This is a genomic window from Methylobacterium sp. WL119, from assembly GCF_008039875.1.
Lineage (GTDB): Bacteria > Pseudomonadota > Alphaproteobacteria > Rhizobiales > Beijerinckiaceae > Methylobacterium.
In genome coordinates this window covers 1-11,985 of sequence record NZ_VRUU01000041.1, presented here as the reverse complement: position 1 = coordinate 11,985, position 11,985 = coordinate 1, and the positions used below count along the sequence as shown (strand labels likewise).

The following is an 11,985-nucleotide window of genomic DNA, read 5'->3' as shown; positions in this document are numbered from 1 at the left end:
TTCACGCGAGCGGGAAGTATGAAATTATTTATTAAAAAGCTATTTATCTTAACCTTGTTTTTTCTTCTAGGGCGACTTGTAAGAAAGTTAATCGTATCGAGCCCGGCTAGCGTAAATCAATTCGATATCGAATTGGCATCAATAGACGAAGGTAGTTTCAGCGTTCAGCGCGTCTATTTGGCTTTAGAAGGAGGCGGGGCCAAAGGATTAGTCCACGTGGGAGCAGTGAAATCACTGGAGCATCCCAAAGTTAAGATCATGGGTATCGCTGGGACGTCAGCAGGCGCCATCGTTGCCGCTCTGAAGGCTGCTGGTTTTACTGCGGATGAGATGGTTGATCCGAAAAAGCAAACGGATCTCATCACTTGGCTGCGAAATCACAAAGTTCCTGTTGAAAGTGCCAAAGACTTCTTTGGTCCTGGAGGCTGGATAAAAATTTCAGCAATTCGACGTATTCTAAAGGCTTTTAGGAAGCTATCTCCAAAACAGTGGCTAATAGTTCTGGGAGCATTAATATTTTCTTCCTTAATCGCGTCAGCAAATGAAAACGCCAGCACCGTTGTTGTAGTCGTTTCAATATGGTTAGTTATCGCCTCCTGCTTTACGTGGTCTCTATTAAGCGGGTTGGTGTCTGCAACGTATTTTAGAGACATTATGGATAGTGCACTAAAAATTAAACTCGGCAGATGCACGCAGGAAAATCGAGTAACATTCGCAGATCTACACCAATCTGGCGGCTTGCCACTGAAAATAGTTGCGACCGATCTCACCGATCGTCAACTTAGGATGTTTTCTTATGAGGAGACGCCAGATGTATCTGTTGCTGACGCTGTGACTGCTTCCATATGCCTACCAATCATATTTGAATTATGGGAGCTGCCACTCAGCTCGAAAAATGAACCTCATCAATTTTTTGATGGGGGCTTGGTCTCGAACCTACCGGCTTGGCCCTTCGATGCTGAGCGCGCAGTGGACCCATTTGCAATCACCGTGGCCGTCGAAATTATTGAAAGCGACGGGAGCAACAGGAAAAAAATCAGTAGGGCGGGTTGGATGGGTGCTGCAATTAGCACTGCAGCATTTGGCGCTGGACTTCTCAACAAGCGAGCAATCGGGCGTCTCGAAGTCGTGGCTCTCGAGCCAGGAAACAGTGTGCTTGATTTTGACACCCCCAGAATAGGCATGTTCAAAATTGTAAGGGAGGCGAAAAAGGCCTCTGATGCAAGAATTATTAGTAGGATTATAGATAATCCGCGCATTCTCACTGCAGCAGCTTCTGCTGCTCGCAAACTTGTCATCAGCAGGTATCACAAATATCCTACTATGATTAAAGAAAAGAAAGGAGGCTCTCGTATCAGGGCGTCTATCGCCGTTCCTGACGATCAATACAATAAAACCCTACGCCTTAGATACTGCGCAGGATTCGAAGAGGACGCTGACGAAGGAATTATTATTCCTGTAGAAGGCTCGTTTTCGGGATATGCATGGAAAGAAAATACACCGTTTTTTCAGATTGTTCCATTTGCCTCCGATCTTTGTCTCCCGGGTCCTGAGAATGACCTGCGTCGTCGGCTTATATGGAAAGATATGGCATGGTCATTCTCCATCCCCATATCCAGCCCATCGAGAGCGGGCTCTGGTAGCCCATCGATGATCGTTGCCATCGATGGCAGCGACCTGCTAGATGAAACTTGTAGCGAACTGCAGGCGTTTACCGATGAGGTCGCATACTTGATCGAGAGCAATCTGAAACACGCAGTAGTAGCACTGTAGGAGCTTCGTTCCATGGCAGTCACAATTCTCAGGTCTGGAACAAAACAGGCCATTGTAAAAGATAAGACTAAGCGCGTTTCAAGTGATGTAGAGGCGTCGGCACACAGGATTTTTAGTCCAGTGTTAAAGATGGCTCAAAGCACCTCTGATCGTCGAAGGGCTAATCTCCGTGCCATAACTGATGAAAAGTTAAAATTAAGCGCATCTAGTTAGGTATTTCAAAATAATAGGAATAACGTGCTTGCAGAGAAAATCGTAGAACGTGATGCAGTTGCAAAACTCTGAGCTTTCTGTGCCAGGGATTTTGTTCAATCCGCCAAGGGTGGGATTGCGCCTTTGCGATAACGAAACGCGATGACTCAGGGTTAACGCGAAGACTTCTCAGAGCTCGCGTATACCTTTGAGTCCGTCCAATAACATCTGGTTGTGGTGTAAGCAGCCGGAATGGTAGCGGGTCTAGAGGGGTGTTGAAGCTTGATCTAGAAGTGACAGGTGGTCCCCAACCGCTCATCGACAGCATAGCGTGAGAGCTTGCGCTACAAAACCGACCTGGCGAGTTAAAATGAGCGGTGATCGCGCGCTGGTCCTGGAATCTGCGCCGTTCGGTAGCCCGCTGGTCTGCACGATGAGAGAGATTTAAAGCGCGATCGTCAACGTGCTGCGCGGCCGCACTGTGTGGCTCAGGATCCCGAAGGACATACCTCCACGCAGCAGGACGTTCTGCACTTACGCGCGTTGAAACGACGATGGGCTGTTTAGCCAGATCAACGACACGCATGTCGTGATAGACTATAGCCCAGCTGTATCGGATGCTGGCCGAGCGTGCGTCCAGCCCCTCATCCGCCCGTTGGAAAGAAGTCGGCAGCGGCGATTTCCTCGTCCAAGAATGTAGCCAACTCGCGCAGGAATCGCTGCGGCTCCTGCAATTGGGGCACGTGTGCGCAGCCCGACAGGATCGTGAGGCGAGCATCCGGCAGCCCGGCTGCCAACTCTCGAGACATGGGCGGTGGCGTAGCCTCATCCTGCTCGCCTACGAGCACCAGCACAGGCACGTCGACCGCCCTGAGGTCCGGCCGGAGGTCGAGCTCCGCCAGGGCGTCGCATGCGGCACGGAACACCGTCGGGTCGGTCCGCAAGAAGGCGGCGAGACGCTCCTGCATCAGAACGGGATTTGCCTGCTGAAATTCGGGTGCGAAAAGTCGGCGCATCGCGGTCTCGCTCAAGGCGCTGAGACCCTTCTCGCGAGAGATGGCGGCCATGTTCCGGAACGCCTGACGCCCCTGCTCGGAGAAGCATGCGCCGCAATCGGCCAGCACGAGGCGGCTGACTAGGCCGGGATGGCGAATTGCCATTTGCAAGGCCACGAACCCACCGAAGCCGTTTCCGAGCACGGTTGGTCGCCTGCCGAGATCCCGCAACGCTTCGGCCATGCGGTCAGCTACAGCTTCAAGGCCGCCGGACACTGACTCCGACGCGCCAAAGCCAGGCAGGTCTGTGACGATCACGCGGAACCGCTCCGCCAAAGGCTCAGCGATCCGGTCAAAGCTCGCCGCGTCGGCAAGGAGCGAGTGGAATAGAACGAGCGGCTCCCCTGCCCCCAATTCCTGCGCCGAAATCCGTCCGCCCGCGAGCGCAATCCGCATCCTTATCGTCCCCTTCCGCTTGGCCAGACCGCCGTTGCATCCGACCGACAAGCCGAAAAATTCGTTGACGTGATATTTCACAGATGCAATCTTAAGGCAACTTGATCGGGTCAGAACCGTGCTTCTCCGCGATAACATCTATCACGCCATCCGCGCTGAGATCTTGGCTTGCCGTATGCCTCCGGGAGTTGAGGTTAGAGAGCAGGAGCTGGCGGAACGCTACGCGGTGAGCCGCCAGCCGGTGCGTGAAGCGCTGCTGCGGCTCGAGCGCGAGCGTCTAGTCACAGTTCATGCCCGTCAGGGATATCAGGTCAATCGCATTTCGATTGCTGATGCCCGCGATCTGCTGGCGTTTCGCCTTGTGATCGAACCGGCTTGCGCATGCGATGCCGCTGAGTCCGGGACGACGGAAGCGCTGGAAGCGCTTGATGCCTACCGCACGCTCGATGAGGGCACCGACTTCATCGACTACAATCGTGCCTTCCACACCGCTTTGGCCCAGGCCTCCGGAAGTCCTCGCATGGCGGCCACGGCGCGGGACTTAATTGAGCAGGCCGACCGGCTCGTGCGGGTCAGCCTTGCGGGCATCAAGGGACGGGAACCTAATCAACTCATCGCGGAGCATGTCGCGATCATCGAGGCCGTCCAACGGCGCGATGCCCGCACAGCCCGGCGTCTTGTGCGTGAGCACGTCGCCCAGGCCCAGCGCCGCATCATCCCGGCGCTCGAACGCAGCGCTGTCATCCTTTGAGGGAGATCACCCCGTGAACATGATCACAAGACCGGACCTCGCCGTCGAGACGCGGGGCAACTTCGTCGATGGGCGCGAGATCGAGGCTGGGGACGGTCCGCTCATCGATGTGAAGAATCCCGCCACGGGGGCGGTAATCGCTCGTATCCCGAACTCGACTCAAGCGGATGTTGATCGCGCCATGCGCAGCGCCCGCGCCGCCTTCGAGTCGAAAGAGTGGGGCGGTATGGACGTCCGCTCGCGAGCCCGTCTGGTTAACCGCCTCGCGGATGCGTTCGAGGCCAACCTAGACACGCTCTTCAAACTCGAGACGCTGAATAACGGCCGGCCGATCAACGAGACCCGCGCTCAGCTCTCGCGCTTGCCGGACTTCTTCCGCTACGCCGCCGGCCTTGCTCTCGCGCGGCGAGACGCGGTGATCCCGGTGGAAGGGTCCTACCTGAACTACACCCGCCGCACGCCCATCGGGGTGGTAGCGAACTGCACGCCGTTCAACCACCCACTGATGATCCTGTGTAAGTCTCTCGCGGTCGTGCTGGCAACTGGCTGCACCACCGTGGTGAAGCCCTCCGAATACACTCCTCTGACAACTCTGAAGCTCGCCCAAATCTTCAGTGAGGCGGGCCTTCCCAAGGGCGTATTTAATATTGTTCTCGGTCTCGGGCCGACTACGGGTAAGCACCTCGCCGAGCACCCCGACATCAACAAGCTCGTTCTGACCGGTGGCACCGAGGCAGGTCGCATCGCAGGTAGTGCCGCCGCAAAAGTCTTTGCGCATCAAACGATGGAGCTCGGCGGTAAGACGCCAGTGATGGTCTTTGATGACTTCGACCTTGATCAGGCGGTGAATTACGCCGCGTTCGGCGCCTTCATCGGCGCCGGCCAGACTTGTGTCTGCGCAAGTCGCCATCTCGTCCAGGCCTCGATCTACGACGCATTCGTGGAAAAGTTGGCTGCGAAGGCGAAGAGCATCCGCATCGGCGATCCCTTCGATCCTGCCACTCAACTCGGGCCGGTGATTTCGGGCAAGCAGCGCGACCGGGTGCTCGCCTATGCCGGATACGGCCGCGACGAGGGCGCCCGGGCTGTTGCCGGTGGGCAGGCGGCACATGTTGTAGGCGGCGAGGACGGCTACTTCGTGGAGCCCACCGTCTTCGCCGACGTCCGCTCCGATATGCGCATCTTCCAGGAGGAGGTTTTCGGCCCCTTCACCAGCGTCACGCCCTTCAAGGACGAGGCCGAGGCCCTGCGCCTCGCCAACGACTCGCCCTTCGGCTTGGCTGCCGCGATCCGCACCCGCGATGTTGCCCGCGCCCATAGGGTGGCTGCGGCGGTGAAGGCGGGGATCGTGTGGGTGAACGACCATCACCGGCTTGATCCCGCCTCCCCCTGGGGCGGCGTCGATGACAGCGGGCTCGGCCGCGAATGCGGGCTCGAGAGTTTTGACGATCACTTCAACATCAAGAGTATCATGGTTGCGACCCATGATACCCCGTTCGATTGGTATCGCGACACCGCAGGCCAACGTCGCCTGAACTGACGAACACGAGAAACGGACGGAGGGCGACAGACCCGCGTCAGACGGGTGCACTCCGCGCTAATCCCTTATGCGGAGGAAACGCCATGACCTCGACCGTCAATGCGGGAGGCCGGCTCGACCGGCTTCCGATCGGCCCGTTCCATTATCGGATCATGTGGCTGATCGGCATCGGGATGTTCTTCGACGGGTTTGACATCTACATCGCAGCGACAGTCCTGGGCGCCACGCTGAAAAGCGGCTTCTCGACACTGCCGGAAAACGCTCTCTTCGTCTCGGCGACGTTCGTTGGGATGATGGGCGGTTCGTTTCTCACGGGCTTCCTCGGGGACCGCTACGGACGGCGGTTCACCTACCAGGCAAATCTCCTCGTCTTCGGTCTCGCGGCTATTGCCGCTGCCTTCGCCCCGAATATGACGACGCTTATCGCGCTGCGATTCATCATGGGCCTCGGCCTCGGCGCTGAGAACGTTGTTGGCTATTCGACCATGACCGAGTTCGTGCCGGCCCGCTCGCGGGGCCGCTGGCTCGGGCTGATGGCGGTGTTCGTGGTCACCGGTCTGCCAGTCGCCTCGCTCCTGGGTTATCTCGTCATCCCGATCTTCGGCTGGCGCGCGATGTTCGTGCTCGGGGGCCTCGGAGCTCTGGGCGTCTGGTATCTGCGCAAGAGCCTGCCGGAGTCACCGCGCTGGCTGGAAGTCGTAGGGCGTCACGCCGAAGCGGAGACCCTCCTGCAGCAGATCGAGACCCAGGCGGCTCGCGGCGGCGTGCTACTGCCCCCTGCCCCCCTATCGGCCCCGGCGCCGAAGGTCGCGTTCGCGACGTTGTTCAGGCCGCCACTCCTCGGCCGGATGATTGTCGGCTGTCTTTGCCTCATCGTCATCAACACGCTGCTCTACGGCTTCGTGACGTGGCTACCGGTCTTCTTCATCAAGCAGGGCCTCAGCGTCGCGACCTCTTATGGGTATTCGCTGCTGATGGGGCTTGGTGCACCCGTGGGAAGCGCCATCGGTGCCCTGACTGCCGACAGGTGGGGCCGGAAGACGACCATCGTTGGAGCGTCGGCCGCGGCGATCGTATTTGGGATCGCATATCCGTTGACGACCGACCCATGGCTTCTGCCTCTGGTTGGGTTCTGCCTGACCGTGCCGATCTACGTGCTCGTGGCGCTGCTGTTCGGCATCTACATCCCAGAACTTTTCCCTACGGAGGTGCGGCTGCGGGCCTCCGGCATCTGCAACACCTTCGGGCGCGGCGCGACGATCATCACGCCCTTCATTGTCATCTCACTGTTCGAGACCTATGGGATCAGCGGAGTCATGGCGCTGATGATCGGCTTGCTCGTTCTTCAGATCGTGACAGTCGTGACGCTCGGCGTTGAGACGCGTCAGCAGAGCCTTGAAGAGGTCGAACCGCTCCTTGGGTCGGATCGGCTCGTCGAGAGCGCCGCCGCAGCTCGGCAGGGTGTCGCGTAGGCGTCGAGCATCATCGCGATGATCCACGCCGCGCGGCGAGCGGCAGTCGATTGCGCGACGTCCTGGGGCATCGATTAGCGTCCAATTGAAAAACTCACTCATGATGTGAACTGACTATCAACGCCGACAGATGTTCGTTGAGCAATCAACGCCTTTATATCCGACTGTGACTGGAAATTTAGATTCTGGAAGGGTGGCCGATGCAGAGTTCAAATTGGAAGAGCGGAACAGCCGCACTTTTCTGCCTCAGCGTGCTCATGGCTGGTAGTGCGTTCGCGTCTGACGGTCGTTCGAACGCAATTGGCACCGTGCAGCAGGTCTACGATGGATGGCTCACTCCTGACGTCCAGGCAAACACCTTCAGAAACATCGATCGGCTATTCCCGACTCGGACGGTGAATCGGGGTGGGCCTGCTATACCACTCGAGACTTCATCGAAGCCAATTACCGACGTGAAGTTCCAGTCCAACGGCAAGACGGTAGACCTTTTTGACTATCTCTCGCTCAATCGTGTGGCTGGCCTCCTGATTTTGAAGGACGGAAAGGTCGCCTACGAGGATTACGAGTTGGGTAACAGCGAAGCGACCCGCTGGATGTCGATGTCGGTCGCGAAGTCGATCAGCTCCACCCTGGTCGGTGCAGCCATCAAAGATGGCTTCATCAAAAGCATTGATGACCCGGTTACCCAATACCTCCCGGAGTTGGCGGGAGGCGCCTACGAGGGCGTAAGCGTTCGAAACCTTCTTCAGATGGCATCGGGCGCCAAGTGGGACGAGACTTACACAGACCCAAACTCTGACCGCCGGCACATGCTGGAGCGACAGCTCGAGGGGAAGCCAGGCACGATCGTGGCCATGATGGCCAGGCTGCCTCGCGCACACGAGCCGGGAGCGGCGTGGAATTACAGCACCGGCGAGACCCATCTGGTAGGCGCCCTGGTGCGTGCCGCGGTCGGGCGCCCCGTTTCTGTCTATTTGTCGGAGAAAATCTGGTCGAAGCTCGGCATGGAGCAGGATGCGACTTGGTGGGTCGAGTCTCCTAACGGCTTGGAGGTCGGAGGAAGCGGATTCAGCGCTACCCTGCGTGATTACGCACGCTTCGGCCAGTTCGTGCTGAACAAGGGCGTAATCGATGGCGAAAGCGTCGTTCCCGAGGGCTGGTTCGATCAGGCCGGGTCACCAAAGGAGCTGAGTGGGAAGACGGTCAATTACGGCTTCATGTGGTGGCCACTCGCGGCGCCTGCAGGAACGCCGAATGAAAGCGCGTTCACGGCTCGCGGGATTTTCGGACAATATGTCTACGTAAACCCGAAAGAGCATGTCGTGATCGCCATGTGGAGCGCTCGGTCAAAGCCGACAGGTGCACCTCCGATTGTGGATGTCGACTTCTTCGCAGCAGCAGTCAGTGCGCTTCGGTAAATTTGTGATTCTTCCTACTCAATAAGCCTTTTTAACCGCCAAGGAACAGCAGGAAAACTCTATGGCTCCAGATAACGCCCCCAAGGCTAAGAAGTAAATTTTGTAGTATATGGCCTCTTCACCGTAGGCAAAGTGACACAGCTCTGAACGATCTCTGCTTCCGAACGAATGACTTCTCGCATAAGCTTTCAAAGTGCCGAAGCGTTCGAGCACGGTGCACGCACGTAAGCTCGCATAGTCCGGCGCTGCTTTCTCGGATGATGCCACCAGAGCCTTGGATCAACGAATGACCGGCATGCGTTCACGTAGCGGACCGCCGATCCTTGAAGAACATGTTCCGGGCTCGGGCTTGGTTTCAGGCGTAAGCGCGAACGAGAAAAGGTCCACGAGAATGAACAAGGCGTTCGGTGTTCAGGTGACGGTGACACCACCCGGCGCGCAGGAGGCGAAGACCGCCCCTGTGATCGTTGTCGCCAAGGATGATCAGGATGCTGCGCTTGTCGCGGCCGAAGCCGCGGGTGAAGGTGCGCAAGCAGACACTCTGCGGGAGCTAACCGAAGAAGAGGTCATGGAGCACGATCTCGACCTGAGTGAACATGGGATCGTGAAAGCCCTGTCCATTCTGAACCTCTAAGTGAGATTCGCTCGCCAAGGGTTGGATCCGTGAGCTGGGGAGCACAGAAGGCATTCCCCAGCCGCTCCGCCTCATCTTCTAGGACTTCGTCCTGCTAGCAGGATCCGAATGCTGCGTTGTCGTCAAGCTCAGACTGAAGTGCTCTAGCCTCGGAAGCTGGAGTGACATCGGGCTCGATCTGAAATCTCGCTAATGGAGGGCTATCGAAAAAATGGTCGAGGCTTCGCTGGGCAGACATTGTGCCTCTGCGTTTCAGCTCGCATCTCGTCAGCCGTTTGAGCGCCGTCGCCGCGACATTCATCGAAGGCACCTTCAGCGCCCCGATGTGGCCCAATTGCGCCGCGACGGGCTTTTTCACAGCGAAGATGTGGACGTTGACACGCTAAGTTATTGAAGCATCTGGAGGCACTTAGCACATCGGAGAGCCGGGTCCTCCACCTTCGGAGGGCAACGCTCTATCCAGCTGAGCTACGGGTGCTGACCGTGCCGATTTCCTAGCCGATGCCGCTGCGCGGCGCAACGGGGCTGTCGCGGGGTCGAAGGCGGGGGGATGACGACGTGGGATCGCCGTTGCCGCGGTCCCACCGATCGGCGAGGCGTCACGGCGCACGTCGCTGTCCGCGGCGCTCGGTGCGCATCGCGCCATGGTGCTACGGGCCGGCGAAGAGGGGGATTGGGGTTCTGCGATCCGAGCGAGGCTTCGTACGCCACCCGGGCAAAGTGTTCGAGCGATACCGGTATCCTTATACTGTAGCCCAAACGGCAGGCCCGGCCAAAGACGGCACGGCCATCTTGTATCGGCCATGTTTCTGATTGTTTCTGGCGGGCATCCGCGCTGCGACGCTCAGCGTGCAACACCGTTCGAAGCGCCGGCGATGCAGACTCGTCTCGACCGACATCATCCTCCCGCCGTCACGGCCCCGACGCATTCGGGGCCGGCAGGCGGCGCCCTGGCGGCCGTGAGCATCGCGCGGCCCGGCGGGGCGCTGGCGAACCTGCAGCTTCTGCGGGCGTTCGCGGCGAGCCTCGTCCTGGTGCACCACGTCGCCGTGTATGCCCAGGCGCTGCGTGGCGCCGCACGGCCGTTCGCGACCCTCGACACCCTGATGGGCGTCTGGGGCGTGGCGATCTTCTTCGCCCTGTCGGGCTTCCTGATGGCCCGGCTCGTCACCCGCGATGCGCCGCTCGTCTTCCTCGCGCATCGGGTCAGCCGCATCTTCCCGACTTACTTCGGGGTGGTGGCGCTGTCCGCCGGCCTGTTCGCGGCGCTGGGCCTGCAGTTCGGCGGCATGTCCGTGCTCGCCCTGTCCCTCGCGCCCGGAGGCGCGCGAAGCTCGCCCCTCAACGTGGAGTGGACGCTCGCCCTGGAGCTGTCGTTCTATGTCGGCCTGTTCCTCCTGGCCTCGGCCGGGCAGGCGCGGCGCCTCGTTCCCCTCGCCGCCGGCTGGCTCGTCCTGCTGGCGGTCGCCTTTCCGCTGCTGCCGCCCGACAGCCGCAGCCTAATGCCGCCGCCGCTCTACCTGGTGCCGGTCACGGCGGCCTGTGCGCCCTTTGCGGGCGGCCTGCTGCTGCCGCGGCTGATCGCGTCGGGCTGGATGCGTCCGGCGACGGCGCTCCTCGCCCTGCCCTTCCTGGTGCTCTGCGTCTTCGTCGACACGGCGGCCGCGCGCTGGCTCGGTGGCGTTGCCGCGGTGCTGATCGTGGGCGCCGCCGTCACGGCGCCGCCCGTCCGCCGGGAGGGGCCGGTGGCGCGGGGGACGATCGCGCTGGGGGATTGGAGCTACGTGCTCTACCTCGCGCATCCGCCGGTGCTGCTGCTGGCGGGCTGGGCTTGCCCGCCGGACTGGTCGGGGCCTGCCTATGCCGGCGTCTGCCTCGCGGGCTCGCTTCTGGCCGCCGCGCTCCTCGGGCCCCTCGACGTCGCGTTCTATCGGCGCGTTCGCGGCCGGATCGACGCTGCGGGTCCGGTCGCGCTGAGGCGGGGCGTGACCGCCTTCCTCGTCGTGTTCACCGGTTGCGCCCTCTGGGGCAGCACCGAGACGGCGCGCAACGACTGGGCCGAGAGCCGGGCCCGCGATGCGGTCGCCGCCCTGCCCGCCCAGGCATGGACGTCGCGGGCGGCGGCCGTGGCGGCCATCGCCGCGCGGGGCCTCGCCCTGCCCCCCACCCTGCGAACGGCCGTCGAGACGGTGGAGCGCATCTCCCCAACGGAGCTCCTGGTCGGGGCCTACGCGCTGGATCCGGACCAGCCGAGCCGAAGCATGCATCTCGCCCTGTTCTGCGGCGGGCGCCTCGCCGCCTTGGACAAGCCGCGGCGCTTGCGCCGGGACCTCGCGGCTCGGCCTGGCTTCGAAGCGATGAGCGAGCGGCGGATCGGCTATCGCCTGCGCATCACTGCCGATTCCTGCAGCCGGGAGAACGCGGTCGCGGCGCTCGTCAACGAGACCGGCCTGATGACGGCGCTCGCCGTCCCGCGAGCCGGGTGGTGATCGGGATCCACGTCGGCGGGGGCGGCGGGCGATGACCGGCATGCGTCGTGGCGATGCCGGGCCCTGGTTCGTCGATTGCATCCGCGTTCCGCCGCGTCGCCGCGCCGAGCGCGACGCCGCGACCTGTGATCCGAGCCGAGGAGCGCACATGCCGACGCATCACGAGATCCCGGCCACCCCCGACAAGATGGTGCTCGGCTACTTCGACGCCGCGCTGCCGCCGGTGCTCGAGATCGCGTCCGGGGACACGGTCACCCTCCATTCC

At 60.6% G+C, this 11,985-nt stretch carries 8 protein-coding genes and 1 pseudogene; 8 read left to right on the top strand and 1 reads right to left on the bottom strand.

What is annotated here, in order from left to right; genetic code table 11:
* Positions 1–18: 18 nt before the first annotated feature.
* Entirely contained in the window at positions 19–1,773 is a 1,755-nt protein-coding gene (locus tag FV227_RS15530; RefSeq protein ID WP_147859396.1) for a patatin-like phospholipase family protein, read from the top strand.
* Between the two features lie 836 nt (positions 1,774–2,609).
* Here the strand turns inward: FV227_RS15530 and FV227_RS15525 are convergent.
* Positions 2,610–3,416 (bottom strand): alpha/beta fold hydrolase, encoded by an 807-nt coding sequence (locus FV227_RS15525; RefSeq protein ID WP_147859408.1) that lies wholly within the window; start codon positions 3,414–3,416, stop codon positions 2,610–2,612.
* A 118-nt stretch (positions 3,417–3,534) separates the two neighbouring features.
* Between FV227_RS15525 and FV227_RS15520 the strand changes: the two genes are divergently transcribed.
* The 7 genes and pseudogenes from FV227_RS15520 to FV227_RS29880 form a co-directional block, all read left to right on the top strand.
* Positions 3,535–4,167: a GntR family transcriptional regulator gene (locus FV227_RS15520; RefSeq protein WP_147859395.1), complete on the top strand. Its 633-nt coding sequence runs from the start codon at positions 3,535–3,537 to the stop codon at positions 4,165–4,167.
* A gap of 19 nt (positions 4,168–4,186) precedes the next feature.
* Positions 4,187–5,707 carry an aldehyde dehydrogenase gene (locus FV227_RS15515; protein ID WP_187274835.1) on the top strand — a complete coding sequence of 507 codons (1,521 nt, stop codon included), beginning with the start codon at positions 4,187–4,189 and terminating at the stop codon, positions 5,705–5,707.
* 83 nt (positions 5,708–5,790) lie between these two features.
* Positions 5,791–7,179, top strand: coding sequence for an MFS transporter (locus tag FV227_RS15510; RefSeq protein WP_147859393.1), 1,389 nt, complete (start codon positions 5,791–5,793; stop codon positions 7,177–7,179).
* Positions 7,180–7,631: 452 nt separating this feature from the next.
* A complete protein-coding gene (locus FV227_RS15505) occupies positions 7,632–8,597 on the top strand; it encodes a serine hydrolase (RefSeq protein WP_210246723.1) in 966 nt (321 codons plus the stop codon).
* A 391-nt stretch (positions 8,598–8,988) separates the two neighbouring features.
* A complete protein-coding gene (locus FV227_RS15500) occupies positions 8,989–9,231 on the top strand; it encodes a hypothetical protein (protein ID WP_147859391.1) in 243 nt (80 codons plus the stop codon).
* A 959-nt stretch (positions 9,232–10,190) separates the two neighbouring features.
* Entirely contained in the window at positions 10,191–11,720 is a 1,530-nt protein-coding gene (locus FV227_RS15495) for an acyltransferase (RefSeq protein ID WP_246686639.1), read from the top strand.
* Positions 11,721–11,868: 148 nt separating this feature from the next.
* Positions 11,869–11,985, top strand: a pseudogene (locus tag FV227_RS29880) (amidase); the annotation flags it as partial.